The following is a 17,126-nucleotide window of genomic DNA, read 5'->3' on the forward strand; positions in this document are numbered from 1 at the left end:
CAAACATCCTTTGATTGATATGAATGAATCATTATCCCAATTGGTTTCCGACGCACTGCAAGGGGAAAAGTATCCGATTGCAAAGATCATTTCGAGAATTGAAACGGAAAAAAATTTAGAATTTCGAGAATCATTATTTAAGGAACTTTCCCTCCAAAAACCAGATTTTAAGGAAGGACTCACCATCGGAATTACCGGAACACCCGGGGCCGGCAAATCTTCGTTACTCGGTGAGCTATGCAAGATGTTCTTAGACTTTGCTCCAGATAAAAAAATGGCCATTGTCGCCATTGATCCTTCTTCCAATGTGAGTGGTGGATCGATCCTCGGAGATAGGACTCGTGTCACACTTCCCAGAAGAGACACTCGATTATATTTTCGCTCCCAACCATCCCAACTGGAACTGGGAGGACTGAATCCCTATACTTACCATGTCATCCGATTCTTACGAAGAGTGTTTGATTATGTATTTGTGGAAACCGTCGGCATTGGACAAAATGAAATCTCTGTATCCCTAATCTCTGATTTATCTTTTCTTGTGATGCAACCTTTAGGTGGCGACCAAGTTCAGTTTATGAAATCGGGAATTATGGAAGTTCCAGAAGCCTTTATCATTAACAAATGTGATGAAGAATCTCTGGCCAATTCTAGTTATTATATGTTACAATCCACTTTGGAATTTATCAAAGATATCCTTCCGAACCACACACTTCCACCCATTTTCAAAACATCGGTAACAAAACGGAAAGGAATCGAAGAACTATTACAATACATCCTTCACTACGAAAAGAGGAAGGACAAAAATGCAGAAACACTCACCCAACTCACGCAGTGGATTCGTAATGAATATGGTAGATGGGGAATTTCCATTTGGGAAGGACTGGAATCGTCCAAGTGGAATCAGGCAGTCAAACGAAACCCACTCGGAGGAATTCAGAAATTAAAGTATGAAGAAGAGGAACGTAAAATCGTATCCTCCATCAAAACAAAAATCAAATAAACATCAACAGCCTAGTTTAATCTAGTGCTTTTAAAAAAACATCCGGGATAGGACAAGGTTTCCTTTCCGCATAATCAAAAAATACAATTGCAGTTTTGGCTCTCGCAATTTCTTTTCCACCGTTTTTATGAGTGATGACATAAATCATTTCTAAAGACTTTTTGGATACATTGTCCACATAGAGTTGCATCTCTAAATCATCAGGGAAAAAAGCTTCTGATTTATAAACAATCGCTACATCGGATACGACAATCCCCTTCCCTTCTACATTGATTTCTGTCCAACCATGGGAATGGAAAAATCGAGCCCGGCATTCATGTGTTAAAGTTAAAATCGCATCATGCGCTAAATGACCCGCAAAATTAATGTCCGAGATCCGAACACTCAGGTCCGTTGCATAAATTTGTTTTTCTGGAATATCAATGGAGATTCTTGCCATTTAGTCCACAAACCACTTGTATCTTTCGTCCACAGACTTAGTTTCTTCTTTCAAACGATCTGCATTCCATCCAAGTAACTTAGCAATTTTTTTATCCAAACGAATTCGTTCCAAAGAATCAAGTGTTCCTACAGTACCAACCCCAGACCTTCTAAAATAAAAATCGGTTAGATGAAGAATTTCTTCATGGGTGATCAAATATTCCACTTCTTCTTCGTAATAAATTTCTCCATTGGGAATCCGATAGAAATCGTTTCCTTCCAAGGACAAAATCTTCCAACTCACACTCCCATAACGCTTGGCTAAAGTTTCTAACTTGGATCCAGAAGTTTTTGGATGTTTGAGTTGTAGTTCGTTCACAAGTTCTTTGAGACTTTGGTATCTTCCTCCCAGAAGGGGTGTGAATTTTGTGGCACAAGGCGATTCTGTTCCTTTCGAATACAAATCAATCGCATTCACTAAAGTTTCTGCAACAGCACGGCTTGTTGTATACTTTCCACCTAAAGCAGAAAAGAAACCAGGGAATCCTTCCTTTTCATAATGAAATATCTCTGATTTTCTAGATGCAGAATAAGTACCTTCTGTACTTCCCGGATCTTCCACCAAAGGGCGAAGACCGCCGTAATAATAATCCACATCTTTCAATGTTAGTTTTGCAAATCCAAAACTATGATTTACTTCATCTAATAAATCTACGATCTCTGATTGTTTGACTCTGAATCGATCTGGATCTTCTTCGTAAGCGGTATCCGTTGTTCCTACAATGGTTTTTCCTCGCCAGGGAATGACAAAAAGATGAGACCCATCTCTTTTCGATAAAACCACACATTCATTCCCAGAAATACTACGAACCACGGCATGGATTCCTTTGGATCTTACCAATTTTTTCTCCGCAGTGACACCAGTCATCGATTCAATGACGTCAGCCCAAGGGCCCGCCGAATTCACAACCACCTTAGTAGATACCAATACTTTTTTCCCAGTAATGGAATCCGTGAGACCTACCGTATAACCACCGCTATTTTGTTTTTTTAAAGTAGTTACAGAAAGATAATTAAAGGCGTGAGCCCCCTTTTCTTTAGCAGATAAAATAAATTCTGTTGTATGTTTCTCTGGATTTATATTGGCATAGTCATAGTATTGGAAACTACCCTTTAAGGACTTTCGACTTAAACCAATTACTTTATAAATAGTTTCTGCAAGGGAATTCCATCGGTATCTGGGAAGTTTTACATCGGAATCAATCTCTTTGTTGCGATCAAAAGAAAGTGCATTGTATAATTCCATTCCAAAAAACAACTGGATTCGTGCAAACCAAGACCGAATCGGGATGATAAAACCCATGGGACGGATGGCATGAGGAGAGATTTTTGCTAAATACCTTCTCTCTGATAAGGATTCGCGAACCAATGCAAATTCTAAATTTCTTAAATACCGAAGCCCCCCATGAATCAATTTCGAAGTAGCTTGGCTAGTTCCAGATGCGTAATCATTTTTTTCTACAAGCAGGCAATTATAACCGCGAAGGGTGGCATCCCAAAGGACATTGGCACCGGTGATCCCGCCCCCAATGATGATGATATCATAATCGTTTTTAAGATCTTTTATGCGAGAACTTTCTTTTTTTGTAATTTGTTTCATTCTATTAACATTTGATCGGCAATACTTTGGAGAGAACTTTGAAATGGGCAGGAAGTTGGCCCATATTCTCACCATCCACATCGATAAATACATCTTCTTCCGAATCTGCAGTAAGTTCTGTAATCTGTTTGGAGATAACTTTAGAGTCGTCTGATAACTTCCCACGATACAAATACCCAAACTTACGAAGGGTTTCCATCACAGTCACATCTTGGATAGCAAGTAAATCCATTTTACCATCATCGAGTTTGGCTTTGGGTGCAAACCACATCCCACCACCCGCATACTCACCGTTAGCACAAACGATCAATCTACATTTGTTTGTGATTTTTTCAAATTTGGACAAAGTGAGAGTGATTTTTTTGTTAGTATAAGTAAATAATCCAAGAATCGTGTATAACAAAAATACACCTTTCCCACCAATGATGGAGGCAAGTCTCGAACGATTGACTTTGTAAACCACTTCCCCACCCATTCCAAAATCAGCCAAATTCAAACATAGATAGTTGCCTTTCGTTTTGTCCGTTTTGGTATAAGTGACTGCAATGAGATCGACCAACCTTTCAGTTCCGACTAAAATTTGTTCCAATGCTTTTTTAGGATTTCTCGGAACTTTAACAGTTTTGATAAAGTCATTTCCCCTACCGGCAGGGATGGGACTAAAAACAACGTTTTTATTGATTAACTTTCCATTTTCAAATAGACCATTGATGATATTAGAAAAGGTTCCATCTCCACCAATTCCGATGATCCAATGGAACCCTTGTTTGACGGCGTCTTTTGCAATATCACGAGCTGCTCTATCTTTAGTCGTGGCTTCATAAACATAAGGAATTCCCTTCTTTTGTAACTCCGGTTCCACTTGTTTCCAAACTTTTGCAGAAAGACCTCCACCTGATACAGGATTTAGAATTACTTTAATCTTTTTCATCAAGTCTCTCCTTTGTTACCACCGGAAAATAATCCATAGAATAATACATGTTCAATCGTGTCTAGATAGGCTTTTTCACTTTTGATTTCGTTCTGAAAATGCCCGTCTAAAATGACTTCGACCGCACCGCGAATCATACCCCAAGCAACAGCAACGTTTGGATAAGTTCCTCTGGTATTGATCAAGTTTTCTTGTTTGGCCTGTTTATAGATTTTTTCTAAAAGAGTTAATCGGTTGGTTCGTTCCTCTGTTAGAAGTTCCCGCATATCATCCGACACATTATCAATGTTTAAATTGACGCCACATTGTTTGGCTACGATGTACATATGTCGATCGCCTAAACAATGATCAATATATGCTCTTATTGCCTTTCTCGACATTTCAACGGCAGTTTGTTCATCCAATGCTTTTTCCAACCGCGCACGAAGTCTGACATAGTCTTCGTATTGAATCCGAGCCATCAAATCATCTTTACTTTTAAAATGGAGATAGATCGTCCCCCGACCTATCTCTAATTGTTTGGCAATGTCATCCATCTTAACCAGTGAAGGATGTTTGGTTCGAAAGAGTTCAATAGCACAGTGGAGAATGTCTGTTTCTCTTTGTGCAAACTCGCGTTTTTTCCTTTCAGAAACACCCATTATTTAAGTCCTAACAATCCACCTGGGTTCATGATCCCTTTAGGATCGAATGTCTTTTTGACAGAAGACAAAATACGAAGGCCTTCTTTTCCTATTTCGCCTTCCATCCATGGAGATAACATTCGACCAATCCCATGGTGGTGAGAGAGAGAGCCTCCATGTTTATGAATGCTATCAATGATTCCCTTGTGAAATTTGATAAAGTCAGTTGTTTCGTTCTTTTGGTTCATCGGACTTAGGAAAATAAAATACAAATTGGCCCCATTCTCATAGGCATGAGAGATATGCACCATACAAGAAGTGTTTTCATGGCTTTTGATATAAGCACGAGTTTTTCCCCAAAGTTCATGTAAATTTGACCAACTAACAGCTGTCTCTAAGGTATCAATCCTAATCCCTTCATCCATTAGATAGTCTCGAAGGTAAGCACTGGAATACCTTTGGTGTAACCATTTGTTCACAGGAGATTCTCCTGTAGAAAATCCACCGTTTCGTTTTGCAATTTTCTTAATTTTCTTTAATACTTCTTTTGCATAAGACGGATCCCCATCCACAATGATGTGCATGAGAGATCTTTCCATAGGTTTGTATCCGATGAATCGCAAGAACAAGTCTTCTTTTCCACCATGAAGACCACTCATATGAAAGGAAATGTCTGTTTCTTCCGGATCTTGGATCCGAAAGAAATGAGGTTTTCCAAAACCGGCTTGCATCACATCTCGCATTGTCTCCACAGCCTTTTCAAAGTTTTTAAAGATAAACGAACCTTTAGCTGAATTTTCTGGATGGTATTTGCGAATTTTTAATGTTGCTTTAGTGATGACACCGAAACTTCCTTCGGTTCCCAGAAACAACCGAAATAAGTCGGGACCAATGGATGCTGCAGGATAAGCTTTTGATTCAAACTTTCCGGAAGGAGTAATCGCTGTTAAACTAAGAAGGATGTCTTCTATTTTTCCGTATCCTGTGGAGGCCTGACCGGCACCTTTTGCAGCAATCCAACCACCAACAGTGGAAAACTCGAATGATTGTGGGAAGTGACCACAAGTATAACCTCTTTCATTCAAATGTTTTTCCAAAACAGGGCCATACACTCCTGCCTCTACCGTGACAGTAGAATCAATGGCATTGAATTCAAGGATACGATTCAGGCGAGATAAATCTAAAGAGATCCCACCTTTAGGAGCTTGTAAAGCTTTCGTGACTGTGGAACCCGCACCATAAGGAATCACAGGAATTTTTCCGGCATTCGCTACTGCGATAATTGCTGCTACTTCCTGTTCATTTTTTGGTGATACTACGACATCCACCACATCAGAAACTTCACCGAATCTTGCTTTATAAATTTCTGTATAGAATTTTCCAATGGAATGTCTTGCGCGCGATGCATCGTCTAACGAAACATAATCTTTACCAACAATTTGTTTTAATTTTGTAAGAGTAGCGGTGGAGATTTTGGATTTTTTTAAGGACTTAAGCGGAAGTTCTCCTTTCGGGAGTGAAGTTTTAAACTCTTTATCTACGGGAAACTGCCCTTCCAAAAACTTCAATGTATGTTCTGGTAATTTTTCTTCTACGTCGGGAGATCCCCATTTATAAATTGTGCGAGTTTGCATTTTGGTAACCACAAGTCCTTATTTGTTCCAAAATTTGAACCAAGTTCAATATTTGACAACCAAAATAAGATAAGGACTCAAATTTTCTTCAACCCCTAAATTCCTTAATGTACTCAGCTCTGACTTGATCAACGAAATCGTTTGTTAGAGTTGTTCCAAATAATGCGGATAAGGTTTCGACAAGTACATCATCCAAATCAAATCCAGTTAGAATCCATTCGATGAGCTCAAAGGTAATGTCAAGTGCAGGTTCAGGATATAACTCAGATTTACCTTTTGCTATCTGTAACAATAGGTTGGTGATATTTGACGGTTCCGCTTTTTCTATATAAGAACGAATTTCTGTGGGATAAGATACCATTAACTTTTGTTTAATGGCATTGGGTGTGAAGACGAGCCTATCTTCGTGCAGATCTAATGCTTTTAACAGATGATCTTTAAGATTTTTCTCTGAGTGGTGGCTTTCTTGCCAAACGAGAAGAATTTTCTCTCCTACGAGAGAATCTTCAAAAGGTAAAAAAGGATAAGGTTTTTTATCCATAAAATGCCCAGGGGGACATCCTCCTGGGTTCACAAACTAAATTATTTTTTAGGAGGCACAACTGCATCTTTGCAAGTTTTAGAAAGTGTGAATTTAACAACAACTTTAGCAGGGATTACAATCGCTTCACCAGTTGCTGGGTTTCTTCCTTTACGTTTTGGACGATTGCGTTTAACAAGTTTTCCTAAACCTGGAATGATGAATGCACCGTTTTTCTTGGTTTCTTTATAAGCGAGATCAACAAAGGAGTCTAAGAACGCAGCCACGCTCTTTTTGGTCATACCAGTTATTTCAGCGAGTTCGCTGAGCATTTCGGACTTCTTCATTGGGGTAGGAGTTGTTGCCATACTTTGATTTTCCTCTAAACCATTTAACGGTTACACATTATTTATAAAACTACATGATTTGGTACAAGACTAAATTGATTTTGGATACAATTTTTCTGCAAATTTCCTAAGAAAAACGAAGTTTTTGTAAAAAAACCTTTATTTCCCTAAGGAAAATAGGAATTTCTTCCAAAACTCATGGCTTCAACCAAGTATAAAAAGGTCGTAGTGGTATTCAAACGTACCAAATACGAATTGGATTTGGAAACTTATGGCTCCATTCAGGCTTATAAAGAAGTCGCACGCCAAAATCCGGAAGTCTTTGAAAGGACACAGGAATCGCACGAAAGGCAACTACAGTCTAGAGAATTTCTAAAAACCAATGTCTTTCCGAATGCAGATTTTGTGTTTCGGGAAAATTTTGATCCCGACGTTGAGGCTAAGTATGATTTGATTGTGGCCCATGGAGGTGATAATCATTTCACTTATGTGGCCCATTTAGCAGGAAATACCCATTTAATTGGCTGTAATTCTGATCCCGATTCCTCTGTAGGAGCACTACTTGGTTTCACTGCCGAAGAATTGAAGGAAGCTGTTAAAAACAACTTTGCTCAAACGCAAGTGGAGTCATGGTCACTTCTTGATACCGAAATTCAATATCCAAACGGTACTAAATTAAAAACAGTCCCAGCCATTTGCGAACTTTCTATACGGAACAATAGCCCCGATCTCACTTCTCGGTTTTGGATTTCCTACCAAGGCAAAAAAGAAGAACAAAAGTGCTCTGGACTCCTCGTTTACACCGGTGCTGGATCCACAGGTTGGATCAGTTCTTGTTTTCCTAAGAAATTCCCACCATTTTCCAAACATGAAGCTTTTTTCCATGTTTATTCTCGAGAAATTCGAGTGAAGTCCCGAGAAAAAGAGTTTTCCTTGGCAGATTTTAGGGCTTTAGATCAAGTGGAAGTTATTTCCGAAATGAATGGCGGACTCGCAGTGGACTCTCTTACGGAGAGACATTATCCGTTTCCACCTTACGCTAGGGCGACGATTCGGTTATCGCCCGAGAAATTATTTGTAATTGTTCCGCTAAAGAGAGGGGAATCCATGCAAGACTTACCATACGAAATAGAACAAAAACGCATTAATGGAACCGTCATCGTCCAAATCAAAGGTCGTATGGAATCGGGTCCACTGGATCGGATCACACAAACGATCTTAGACGAAATGGTGGGGGCCGACAGAAAACATCTCATTTTAGATTTTTCCGAACTCAGATACATATCCAGTCTTGGAATTCGTATGATTTTGGATGTAAAAATGAACTTACAGAAGAGAAATAAAGAAATGGCACTCGTCGGAGTCACAAGTTCCATTCTCCAAGTTTTTCATCTGCTCGGTCTATCCAATGCTTTTCAATTCTATCCAGACCGTGAAGAAGCATTAAAGTCTTTTGAGGAGCCATCTAAGTCCTAGATGTCTCCACGAATTTCCGTTTGGATCACCAATTCGGTTTTCGTATCTTTTATTGTCATTTCCCTATTCTATTCGTTTGTCCACTTTGAAAATCGTTACTTAAAATCTGAAACTGCGACCTTAAATGAAGAGAGGAACAGGAGTTTTGCGATCGTGCAGGAACTCTCTCGTGTCAAAAACCAATTCCCCATCGCCTATCAGTGCCACTATAGCTTCGGACTCAGTAACGGATCCCTATTTGAAATCACAGAACGGATTCCCTATTCCATCTACAAGAGACTGCGGTTAGGTGATACAATTGAAGTTCATAAAAAAGAAATAAAAATTTTTGGAAAACAAACAGCTATTTCGCGAATCAGGGGGAATGAGGAACCACTCCCCCTCTTGGAAAACTTAGAAAAGTACTTTCAATATGGATTTATCTATTTACTCGTATTAGTCGGTGTTACCTTAATTATTAGGGTTTTGGGATTACTATCTCGAACTTATCCTTCGCTGCAAAAACAAGCTGCGACTGACGAGATTGTTGTAAATAAAACTCAGGATTAACATCAAAGTTCACAAAACACATATATTTATCATGTTTTATAATGAACATGAATTCTCCATAATTTAGATGAGTGTTCTGAGTCATAAAACCACGAAGCCATTTGCTTTCTCTGTAAACTCGTTCATATTGAATGTTGGAAGCATCAATTTTTTTGATGGCTTCTGCTGACTCTTTAGAATAATCGCGGCTCATAATTTCTTTTTTGAGCGTCTTAATCAAGTTATATTCTAGTTTTGCTTTATTAGGTGGTAAATTTTCAGGGCGGGTTTTATAATAGTATTCGAATAACTCTTTATCTTGTCCCTCTTTTGCATCGTGATTCTCTTGGTTCACATCGGTGGGGGTAACTTGCGGTTTGGTATCTTGTGCAGAGATAGACACAACTGCTACAAATAACACAAAGGTAATCAGAAGGGATTTTTTCGAGAGTTCCATAGTCTTCATTATCGGAATCCTGACAGAAATTTCAAAATAAAATTTTCGGTTTTCAAAAAGAGAAACAAGGTTCAAAACAGGTTTATCATGTCGATTCCCCCACTCATTACCTTCCAGGAGGACTTTCTTTCCGGAAAATTGATTTCCAAAGAATATGTCCACTTTTCGGAAATCGATTGCCCGGAATTGGATGTTTGGATCGGGAGAGTGGTTCGCAGTATTTCCTTAGAATTTCTACATGAAATTCTCTTTACCATCCTGAGTGAACTACTAGTAAACGGATGTAAGGCTAACGGCAAACGAGTTTTTTTCTCTGAACAAGGCTTCGATTTATGGAATGGGAATGATTACGCTAGAGGAATCCCTCTTTATAAGGATGAATTTGGGCACAACCGCAAACGAGTGTTTTTGGCTCTCGATAAGTCCGATTTCAAAATTACCTTAAGTACAATTTGCAAAGAAGATTACATAGAGTTTCGAGTCAGAAATAACGCAAAAATTCTCCCAGAAGAAAAAAACAGAATCCTAAAACGAGTCCAGGCATCGGCAAGATACAAAAACATAAACGATGCCTATCGCGAATCTGTTGATAACGAAGAAAGTTCAGGACTCGGGATTGTTCTCATCCATATTTTACTCAGAAACTCCGGAATCTCTAACCAATTCTTTCAACTGATGACAACAGAGGATTATACTGAAGTGATCATCAGAATTCCAAAACAACTCATCCCTAAAGAAAATCAGATCAATATCAAAAACCTTTTGGTTCGCGAAGTGAATAGCCTTCCCCCACTTCCTCCGCAAATCCAAAAACTGATCCTTACAGCAAAGAAAAAGGATGTCGATTGGCATGAAATCTCTGCGGAAGTAGAAAAAGATCCAGCCATAACCGCAGAAATTCTTAAAATTGCAAATTCTCCCTTATTTGGAGCACACACGCCCATCATATCGGTTTTGGAAGGTGTCAAAAGAATTGGACTAAAAAATCTAGAATCCATTTTTCTAACTTTAGGTGCTAAAAAAATACTTAACTCTCGTTATGCGAAGCAAGTTTTGGTTTGGACCCATTCTTTTAAAACTTCTATGTATGCCCGATTCTTAATCGAAGATAGCAAAAAACATCTCAAGTTACTTGAACCTGCCATCATATGCGGTTTACTTCATGATTTAGGAAGAATGGTTCTACTTTCCTTGGACCTAAGACAAATAAACCAAATTAGAGTTCTTAGAAGTGACGATACTAATGAAATTTCAGAATGGGTGGAGGAATACACTCTAGGTACCACACATTCGGAAATTGGTTATTTGATGTCAGAAAAATGGAAATTCCCCGAGGAAATTTTAGATGTCATTCGTTACCATCACAAACCATGGCAATGCAAAACTAGAAACAATATCCTCTGTCAAATCATCTACTTGGCAGATATTTTAGCCAATATCGGTCGCGGAAAAGGGAACTACTTCACCGTGGAACCAGAAGTACTTGAGTATTTCGAAATTAAATCAGAAAAAGAATTTCGCGAAATGCAAGAAAGGTTTAAACTGAAGTTCGAGGAACATAGAGAAGAATACCAAACTCTATTAATTTAATTATGAACTGGAAAGATTTACTCAACCTAGAAGACGGACAATTAGAAGATCCAAAACTCGCAGATGAATTCAATTTAGTAGGACATCCGGAATATCCAAGTATTTCCACGCTCCCGCCCGAAGAAACATTAGAAGTTCTTAAAGAATTTTTGTTGGCAGAAGGTCAAATTGTAAATATCAAAAATCTTTTAAGTTACGCTCCCATATTAGAAATTACATTGATTAAAAAAAATCTACCTACCATCTACGGATAGTCATTCCACATCTTGAACATCACTGATATCAGTATGATGTTCTTTCCCGACATCCGTACTAAATTCAATTTTCTTAGCGACTGCTTTTTCCATACTACTAATAAGTAGTTCATTTGTACGAGCAAGCCTGTCTGCCATAATCGAAACCATCTTTGCTGCAAACTTCGGATTCTTAACAAGAAAGTTTTCCAACTGCTGTTTGCTTTCAATGACTGCCACTTCACAATTAGTAATCGTTCTTGCTGTTGCACTTCTTGGATTAGAGCTAAACAAAGCCATCTCACCAAAAAAATCTCCTGGTTTCATGAGAGCCAATCGAGTTTGGCTATTGTTTACCGTAAAAAAAATCTCAACGTTTCCTTGGAGGATGATGTACATCGCATTATTCAGTTCCCCTTCTTTGAAGATCCTCTGATTTGGCGGAATGTTGAGTTTGCTCATTGATTCGTGGCTCCTGTATCTATTTTTGGCTATTTTGCCTAAAATCTGAATTCATTTTCCTTTCCTGCAGGAAATCTGAAAAGAAAATGCCTTAAAGGAGAAGAGATTTATGGAATGGGAATTACTAGGGATCATACTAGCAGGCCTCGGAGCCTTGTATCTTTGGGTCTTTCAAGTCCCCTACTCTCTCCCTCATCCCCTGGTTACCTCAAAGGGAAGAGAAACTCGATTTGACCTGCTTCGAGGTTTCGCGATGGTTGGGATCGTTATCATTCATATCCATTCTTACTTTCAGTTTTTCCACCCAGCAGACACTTCAGTCGTTCGAACAACTTTGTTTTTGTCTAATTTATCTCGTTTTTCTGTACCGCTATTTATACTCACATCTGCTATTTTTTTACGAAAAAAAAATGGGTATTGGATCTCTAAGCTTAAAAACCTTATTCTACCTTATACTGTTGCTTCTGTGGTTGGATATTTGGTGAAATATAACAACTATGCTGTATTGGAATTTGTAGAATTTTATTTTCTGGGAAAGGTATTTGCTCCCTTCTACTTTGTTCCACTTTTAACCCAATTTTATATTTTGTTCTATTTATTTGATAAATTTCTAATGAACCAGAGATTTTCAAAAGGTTTACTACTAGTTTCCTTTTTAATCAATTTAGCTTCCAATCTGGGATTTTTCGACTCTCTCCTCCCAAAAGATTACCATTCGATTTCCATCTTCAATTATCTATTCTTCTTTATTTTAGGGATTCAAATTGGACTTTCACAAGAAAAGATAAACAAACCAAAAACAGAGGTCTCCCTTATCTTCGGAACTTTCTCTCTTTTGTTTCTGTTCTTTATTGTTTTATTTAGTGGTGTTTATGCTTTCGATTTCAAAAACCACCACTTAGTATATCCCATATTTTTCTTCTTTATTGTTTGGGAACTTTTACCTAAATTCAACCGTACGGTATCGGATTTTATTTGTTATATAGGAAACAATAGTCTCTTTATATTCCTTCTGCATCCCTTTGTCATCCATATGATGCATAGTTTTGATCCTTATACGTTCGGCGGTCCAGTTTTCGGTTATATTGTGACCTTAATATTGAATGTGGGAATACCCATTGGTATTGCGATTACAATCCAAAAGGGTAAGTCTTTATATCAATCACGCCACTTTGCCGAACCGAACTAAGAGCTTTGGCATATTCTACTAAAACATTTAATGTATAAGTAAGTCTAGTGCGAATGTATTCATCATCTTTGCCTTCGGGAGTTTCTGCATTTAATACAGATTCCACATGACGGACAATTACATGATCGGGGATGTATACTATCCTAGTATTTTTGTAACTAGACATTCTAAGTTCCGCATTGGGGTAACTTCCACCCATTCCACTCGAGACAGTAATGATGAGTCCTGGTTTGTGAGAGATATCTCCCCCACTCAAATAAAGAAAAAAGTTTTTTAAAGCAGGACTTGCCATCCCCGCATATTCAGGGGAAAGAAAAACATAAGCATCTGCATTTCCAAATCCAGCGCTATACTCTAGCCAAAATTTTTTAAGTTCAGAATCTTTTTCCCACATTGCCGGTTCCCAAAGTGGGAGAGGATTCCCACCCAAGTCAAAGAGTATAGTTTCGATTCCTTTTGTTTCTAATATTTTAGCGAGAAATTTCCCTACTTTCAATGACTGAGAATTTTTTCTGTGACTACCCGCGATTAAACAGATTTTCATCGATTCCCACCACCTTGGTTTTTGTTACCTTTGTGGTGAGTCTTCTTTTTATTCTTCCATTTACGGTTATTGTGACCACTGGGTTTCGTTTCTTGATCCTCTTTCTTCTTTTGCGGATGATGGTGGTGGTGGTGTTTTTTGTCAGCGAAGGCTTTTTCTTTTTTCTGCTCTCTTTCTTTAGCAAACCTTAACTTTTCATCGCCATACAGTTGGATGTATCCAAATAGGAATGCACCAAGAATTCCATGGATACGTTCCCATTGTTTTTTATCCAATTCACCGAATACTGAATGTTCCGCAAACGGACCCGAGTGTAACTTAAATGCTGTAAGGGACGTTTTTAATCTGAGAAGAGCGGAATCAGAATCCCCTAAATCCTTCGGAGGGAATCCCGGGATCTGATTTGCTTTTGTATAATTCCCTGTGGATATTAGTTTTGCAAACTTGTATTTACCCAATAATTTATTGATTGTATTTCTTTTGTTTGTAGAACCAATCCTTTGTATTGATAACTCAATGGATTCTGCCAAAAAATCATAAACTTGAGTTAAACTAACGTCAGCCTTCTGTTTTTTCTCGCAAGCTATAATGATTGATAACTCTCTTTCGATATCGTCTATCGTTTTAAGTTTTAAAGTTGACTTCATTTTTCCTCTATTCGTTGATTCCGTATTTCTTTTTGAGTGAACCCAATTCTTTCAAAAAGTTATCTCTGACCTTTCCGCTAAGTTTACCTAAATTGATACTAATACGGCTGACTCCAGATCCAACTCGGGGTGAAATGGTTTCACCCCCCCTATTTTCTTTACGTTTTAGTAATTCTTCAAGGTTCTTTACCGAAAGTGGTTTCCCACTGATCATCAGTTCCATAACCGATTTCTGATCCAACCTGGCAATACTGCTAAGTTGTTTTACATACCTTCCGCTGTAACCCAACAATTCGGAGACTTCCTCTGCTGTTTTCCTTTTTTCTCTGCGGAGAAACTGGATCGCTTTCCCGACTTCCCAGGGGTTTAAGTTTTTCCTTTTTTCGTTTTCAGCAAGGGACATTTCATAACAAACGTCTTCATTTGCATCCGTGATAATTGCAGGGATTTCTTTCCACCCCAGCTTAAGAGCGGCGCGATAACGACGCTCTCCTGCAACGATTAGATACTTACCTTTATCTTTTCGAACAAGGATTGGTTCAATTAGCCCTAACCTTTCCATTGAAGGCACTAAATCTGCAGTATCCTCACGACCGATAAGTCTCGGCTGAGTAGGATTTGGAAGTATCTGACTAAGTTCCAAATGAGAAGGGTTCTTCTTCTTTTCAGAGTAAGCAGAAATTAAATCTAAGGCTTGGAATTCAGTTTTTTTGGACATCGATTTTATTTTTAACCTCTACTGCAAGATCTCTAAAATTTTTCATAGTAGCCAAATCAATCTTAGCTAAAAAAGACATCTTTGCCTGCGCTTGTGGGATAGCCTCTCGCCTTTGAATCACAGTGTCGAAAACAGGAAAATATTTCTTTACCCCTTCCGCTAAACCAGCTAGAGCCTTTTGACCTTCGTATTGGTTCAAAACAGCTCCTAAAAGTTTGAGTCGTTGATTCGCTTTTTTCTGGATCTTCTGGAAAGTTTCATACAAATCTCTAATCCCTTGCAAACTGAAGGCTCTCGTTTGGATCGGAACCAATATATAATCAGCACAGATCAAAGCATTTTCCAAGATAAGACCAAGAGAAGGCGGGCAATCTATAATTATATACTCGTATCTGGAACGAAGGGGTAAAATTGCTTCATTTAATAATTCGAAATCGTCCCTCTCATAAGGAGTGGTTAAGTTTGCAAGTTCCAATGTAGAAGGAAGTAAATCAAAATTTTCACCAATCGTTTTGATGGCAGGTTCGATGTTCTTAGCCTTTTTTCCTCGGTAACCTAAATAATCCATCACCGAGGGAACATCTTCCTTTAAAAAAAGTTGAGTCGCATTAGCTTGTGGGTCCCAATCGATTAACAATACTTTATGATTTTCAGCAAGGGCCTCTGCGAGATACAAACTGATTGTTGTTTTCCCCTCCCCTCCCTTTTGGTTTGATACTGCAATTACATGACTATCAAGTCCATCTGATTCAGCAGGCTCAAAATACTTAAGCAAAACTGATTGTTTAAACTCCCCTGACTTCCATCCAGGTATCTTCAAACTTGACGCTTTTGCAGAAAACTCTCCGGCATTTAAACCAACGAATTTAGCTGCTTCTTCTTCAGTTAGTATAGTATCTGTTTTGCCCATAACCTTCCCAAAGGATGCGTAAATCCGCCCAAACTGTCAATTTAATTATGTCTCTTAGGGGTGAAATCATTTCACCCCTAAATCAATAGAAGAACAAACAAAGAAACCAAGAACCATAAAACCACCCCTCCCTAAGTTTAAATTTAGGAATTTACAACATTTAGGTAAAATAGAACCTACGTTGGTGCCTAAAATATCCAAGACCCCCTTTTTATTTTTGCTCTTAAGTTTAAACTCGGTCTCCGCAGAAGTAATATGGGGACCCACAATAGAAAGATCTGGTGGTGAGTATATCTTCGAGACTGGGAACAAGTATCCCAACTTATCTGGGATTCGCGGTGGTTCAAGAATCAGCTTCCCGAGAACCTTCTCACTCTTCGGCATCCAAGGAATCTTCACTAAAGATCGTATCGAAATTAGTGGTGCACTAAAAACTACCGGTAATTACCAAAAATCGGGAGAAGCCCGTGATGAAGATTTTTTCCTTGGTGCCGTATCAACAGAAAATACAACCAATATCGCAACAAGGGAATGGAGTTATCGAGATTCAGCGACTGTTTATTCCGGAAGTCGCAACTTTGCCGATGGAAAAGGTAAATCAACAGTCTTCGAAAATAGAGCCGAACTTTACGGGAGGTATTACTTCCAAAATGCAAATCCAAATTATTGGGCGGAAGGTTCTGGATTTTTTCTAGCAATAGGAGCCAGGTATTCTTACTTTAAATATCTATTTTACGATGTGAACCAATACGTTGAAACCACACCCGTTTTTTATGGCCCCATTGGAATCGGACTTAGTTTTTCCAACGATCTTTGGGAGTTCTTTTCCGGAGGTGGTTACCGTTATTCGTCGGGAGATTTTTATATGGATTTAAGTTTTATGCCATCATTCGGAAGAATCAAAACAAGAGATTTTCATGTGCAACGATCCATCAATTTTTTCTCAGAAAACTATGGATTGGGTTGGGCTTCAAAAGTTGAAGTAGGTTATAAAATGAGTCCGACCTGGCTTAGTTATATCCGCATCAATCATCGGAGGTTTTTTTCAGAAGGTAGGTTTACCTCTCAAGGAGGATTGACAGCCGACGACTTGGCTTCGAATTTAGTCAGCGGGTTTAAATCACATATCAATATTAAAGATTATTCCATCGAAATTGGGGCTCTAAACAAATTAGATTGGTCTGGAAACGAGTCGGAAAATCCAGAAAAAGTTGTACCGAAAACGGCTGAATAAAAC

Annotated in this window: 20 protein-coding genes; 7 read left to right on the forward strand and 13 right to left on the reverse strand. The window is 38.5% G+C overall.

The features are described from left to right. Nucleotides 1–10: 10 nt before the first annotated feature. On the forward strand, nucleotides 11–1,000 hold the full coding sequence (locus JWG41_RS09555; protein ID WP_205269908.1) for a P-loop NTPase family protein: 990 nt from the start codon (nucleotides 11–13) through the stop codon (nucleotides 998–1,000). A 16-nt stretch (nucleotides 1,001–1,016) separates the two neighbouring features. Here JWG41_RS09555 and JWG41_RS09560 read toward each other — a convergent pair whose 3' ends face one another. The 7 genes from JWG41_RS09560 to JWG41_RS09590 all read right to left on the reverse strand — a co-directional run bounded on the left by JWG41_RS09560 (nucleotide 1,017) and on the right by JWG41_RS09590 (nucleotide 7,156). Next, the gene (locus tag JWG41_RS09560; protein WP_205269701.1) at nucleotides 1,017–1,439 is read right to left on the reverse strand and encodes an acyl-CoA thioesterase; all 423 of its coding nucleotides are present in this window, start codon (nucleotides 1,437–1,439) and stop codon (nucleotides 1,017–1,019) included. After that, a complete protein-coding gene (locus JWG41_RS09565; RefSeq protein WP_205269702.1) occupies nucleotides 1,440–3,080 on the reverse strand; it encodes a glycerol-3-phosphate dehydrogenase/oxidase in 1,641 nt (546 codons plus the stop codon). 4 nt (nucleotides 3,081–3,084) lie between these two features. Beyond that, nucleotides 3,085–4,011, reverse strand: coding sequence for a diacylglycerol/lipid kinase family protein (locus JWG41_RS09570; protein ID WP_205269703.1), 927 nt, complete (start codon nucleotides 4,009–4,011; stop codon nucleotides 3,085–3,087). Beyond that, nucleotides 4,011–4,652: a TetR/AcrR family transcriptional regulator gene (locus tag JWG41_RS09575; RefSeq protein WP_205269704.1), complete on the reverse strand. Its 642-nt coding sequence runs from the start codon at nucleotides 4,650–4,652 to the stop codon at nucleotides 4,011–4,013. The genes JWG41_RS09570 and JWG41_RS09575 overlap by 1 nt, the downstream gene beginning before the upstream one ends. Continuing rightward, nucleotides 4,652–6,268 carry an FAD-binding oxidoreductase gene (locus JWG41_RS09580; protein ID WP_205269705.1) on the reverse strand — a complete coding sequence of 539 codons (1,617 nt, stop codon included), beginning with the start codon at nucleotides 6,266–6,268 and terminating at the stop codon, nucleotides 4,652–4,654. Before JWG41_RS09580 ends, JWG41_RS09575 begins: the two co-directional genes overlap by 1 nt. Nucleotides 6,269–6,356: 88 nt before the next feature. Next, nucleotides 6,357–6,809, reverse strand: a complete 453-nt coding sequence (locus JWG41_RS09585) for a VanZ family protein (RefSeq protein ID WP_205269706.1) — start codon at nucleotides 6,807–6,809, stop codon at nucleotides 6,357–6,359. Between the two features lie 41 nt (nucleotides 6,810–6,850). After that, on the reverse strand, nucleotides 6,851–7,156 hold the full coding sequence (locus JWG41_RS09590) for an HU family DNA-binding protein (RefSeq protein ID WP_002991590.1): 306 nt from the start codon (nucleotides 7,154–7,156) through the stop codon (nucleotides 6,851–6,853). Nucleotides 7,157–7,333: 177 nt separating this feature from the next. Between JWG41_RS09590 and JWG41_RS09595 the strand changes: the two genes are divergently transcribed. Next, complete coding sequence (locus tag JWG41_RS09595; RefSeq protein ID WP_205269707.1) at nucleotides 7,334–8,611, forward strand: STAS domain-containing protein; 1,278 nt, start codon at nucleotides 7,334–7,336, stop codon at nucleotides 8,609–8,611. Beyond that, nucleotides 8,612–9,160: a hypothetical protein gene (locus JWG41_RS09600; RefSeq protein ID WP_205269708.1), complete on the forward strand. Its 549-nt coding sequence runs from the start codon at nucleotides 8,612–8,614 to the stop codon at nucleotides 9,158–9,160. Here JWG41_RS09600 and JWG41_RS09605 read toward each other — a convergent pair. After that, nucleotides 9,069–9,596 carry a hypothetical protein gene (locus JWG41_RS09605; protein WP_232373903.1) on the reverse strand — a complete coding sequence of 176 codons (528 nt, stop codon included), beginning with the start codon at nucleotides 9,594–9,596 and terminating at the stop codon, nucleotides 9,069–9,071. The genes JWG41_RS09600 and JWG41_RS09605 overlap by 92 nt on opposite strands. Before the next feature lie 87 nt (nucleotides 9,597–9,683). Between JWG41_RS09605 and JWG41_RS09610 the strand changes: the two genes are divergently transcribed. Both JWG41_RS09610 and JWG41_RS09615 read left to right on the forward strand, forming a co-directional pair. Further along, complete coding sequence (locus JWG41_RS09610) at nucleotides 9,684–11,186, forward strand: HDOD domain-containing protein (RefSeq protein ID WP_205269710.1); 1,503 nt, start codon at nucleotides 9,684–9,686, stop codon at nucleotides 11,184–11,186. Nucleotides 11,187–11,188: 2 nt separating this feature from the next. After that, nucleotides 11,189–11,440 carry a hypothetical protein gene (locus tag JWG41_RS09615; protein WP_205269711.1) on the forward strand — a complete coding sequence of 84 codons (252 nt, stop codon included), beginning with the start codon at nucleotides 11,189–11,191 and terminating at the stop codon, nucleotides 11,438–11,440. Here JWG41_RS09615 and JWG41_RS09620 read toward each other — a convergent pair whose 3' ends face one another. Next, entirely contained in the window at nucleotides 11,441–11,881 is a 441-nt protein-coding gene (locus JWG41_RS09620) for a Crp/Fnr family transcriptional regulator (RefSeq protein WP_205269712.1), read from the reverse strand. A gap of 109 nt (nucleotides 11,882–11,990) precedes the next feature. Here JWG41_RS09620 and JWG41_RS09625 point away from each other — a divergent pair, with 109 nt between their 5' ends. Further along, nucleotides 11,991–13,070 carry an acyltransferase family protein gene (locus JWG41_RS09625; protein WP_205269713.1) on the forward strand — a complete coding sequence of 360 codons (1,080 nt, stop codon included), beginning with the start codon at nucleotides 11,991–11,993 and terminating at the stop codon, nucleotides 13,068–13,070. Here JWG41_RS09625 and JWG41_RS09630 read toward each other — a convergent pair. From JWG41_RS09630 to JWG41_RS09645, 4 genes are read right to left on the reverse strand one after another with little or no spacing between them, the layout of a single operon-like run. Continuing rightward, nucleotides 13,012–13,614 (reverse strand): NADPH-dependent FMN reductase, encoded by a 603-nt coding sequence (locus tag JWG41_RS09630; protein WP_205269714.1) that lies wholly within the window; start codon nucleotides 13,612–13,614, stop codon nucleotides 13,012–13,014. The genes JWG41_RS09625 and JWG41_RS09630 overlap by 59 nt on opposite strands. After that, nucleotides 13,611–14,261 carry a DUF1569 domain-containing protein gene (locus tag JWG41_RS09635; protein ID WP_205269715.1) on the reverse strand — a complete coding sequence of 217 codons (651 nt, stop codon included), beginning with the start codon at nucleotides 14,259–14,261 and terminating at the stop codon, nucleotides 13,611–13,613. Before JWG41_RS09635 ends, JWG41_RS09630 begins: the two co-directional genes overlap by 4 nt. Before the next feature lie 7 nt (nucleotides 14,262–14,268). Continuing rightward, the gene (locus tag JWG41_RS09640; RefSeq protein WP_205269716.1) at nucleotides 14,269–14,979 is read right to left on the reverse strand and encodes a ParB/RepB/Spo0J family partition protein; all 711 of its coding nucleotides are present in this window, start codon (nucleotides 14,977–14,979) and stop codon (nucleotides 14,269–14,271) included. Further along, a complete protein-coding gene (locus JWG41_RS09645; RefSeq protein ID WP_205269717.1) occupies nucleotides 14,963–15,889 on the reverse strand; it encodes a ParA family protein in 927 nt (308 codons plus the stop codon). The genes JWG41_RS09640 and JWG41_RS09645 overlap by 17 nt, the downstream gene beginning before the upstream one ends. A 181-nt stretch (nucleotides 15,890–16,070) precedes the next feature. Here JWG41_RS09645 and JWG41_RS09650 point away from each other — a divergent pair, with 181 nt between their 5' ends. Next, complete coding sequence (locus JWG41_RS09650) at nucleotides 16,071–17,123, forward strand: putative porin (protein ID WP_205269718.1); 1,053 nt, start codon at nucleotides 16,071–16,073, stop codon at nucleotides 17,121–17,123. The last annotated feature ends 3 nt before the right edge of the window (nucleotides 17,124–17,126 follow it).

Source organism: Leptospira chreensis (assembly GCF_016919165.1).
Taxonomy (GTDB): Bacteria; Spirochaetota; Leptospiria; order Leptospirales; family Leptospiraceae; genus Leptospira_A; species Leptospira_A chreensis.

Bases quoted from the DNA above. Each gene is read 5' to 3' on its own strand.
- JWG41_RS09560 (WP_205269701.1), bottom strand. From the start codon at position 1,439: ATGGCAAGAATCTCCATTGATATTCCAGAAAAACAAATTTATGCAACG.
- JWG41_RS09565 (WP_205269702.1), bottom strand. From the start codon at position 3,080: ATGAAACAAATTACAAAAAAAGAAAGTTCTCGCATAAAAGATCTTAAA.
- JWG41_RS09570 (WP_205269703.1), bottom strand. From the start codon at position 4,011: ATGAAAAAGATTAAAGTAATTCTAAATCCTGTATCAGGTGGAGGTCTT.
- JWG41_RS09575 (WP_205269704.1), bottom strand. From the start codon at position 4,652: ATGGGTGTTTCTGAAAGGAAAAAACGCGAGTTTGCACAAAGAGAAACA.
- JWG41_RS09580 (WP_205269705.1), bottom strand. From the start codon at position 6,268: ATGCAAACTCGCACAATTTATAAATGGGGATCTCCCGACGTAGAAGAA.
- JWG41_RS09585 (WP_205269706.1), bottom strand. From the start codon at position 6,809: ATGGATAAAAAACCTTATCCTTTTTTACCTTTTGAAGATTCTCTCGTA.
- JWG41_RS09590 (WP_002991590.1), bottom strand. From the start codon at position 7,156: ATGGCAACAACTCCTACCCCAATGAAGAAGTCCGAAATGCTCAGCGAA.
- JWG41_RS09595 (WP_205269707.1), top strand. From the start codon at position 7,334: ATGGCTTCAACCAAGTATAAAAAGGTCGTAGTGGTATTCAAACGTACC.
- JWG41_RS09600 (WP_205269708.1), top strand. From the start codon at position 8,612: ATGTCTCCACGAATTTCCGTTTGGATCACCAATTCGGTTTTCGTATCT.
- JWG41_RS09605 (WP_232373903.1), bottom strand. From the start codon at position 9,596: ATGGAACTCTCGAAAAAATCCCTTCTGATTACCTTTGTGTTATTTGTA.
- JWG41_RS09610 (WP_205269710.1), top strand. From the start codon at position 9,684: ATGTCGATTCCCCCACTCATTACCTTCCAGGAGGACTTTCTTTCCGGA.
- JWG41_RS09615 (WP_205269711.1), top strand. From the start codon at position 11,189: ATGAACTGGAAAGATTTACTCAACCTAGAAGACGGACAATTAGAAGAT.
- JWG41_RS09620 (WP_205269712.1), bottom strand. From the start codon at position 11,881: ATGAGCAAACTCAACATTCCGCCAAATCAGAGGATCTTCAAAGAAGGG.
- JWG41_RS09625 (WP_205269713.1), top strand. From the start codon at position 11,991: ATGGAATGGGAATTACTAGGGATCATACTAGCAGGCCTCGGAGCCTTG.
- JWG41_RS09630 (WP_205269714.1), bottom strand. From the start codon at position 13,614: ATGAAAATCTGTTTAATCGCGGGTAGTCACAGAAAAAATTCTCAGTCA.
- JWG41_RS09635 (WP_205269715.1), bottom strand. From the start codon at position 14,261: ATGAAGTCAACTTTAAAACTTAAAACGATAGACGATATCGAAAGAGAG.
- JWG41_RS09640 (WP_205269716.1), bottom strand. From the start codon at position 14,979: ATGTCCAAAAAAACTGAATTCCAAGCCTTAGATTTAATTTCTGCTTAC.
- JWG41_RS09645 (WP_205269717.1), bottom strand. From the start codon at position 15,889: ATGGGCAAAACAGATACTATACTAACTGAAGAAGAAGCAGCTAAATTC.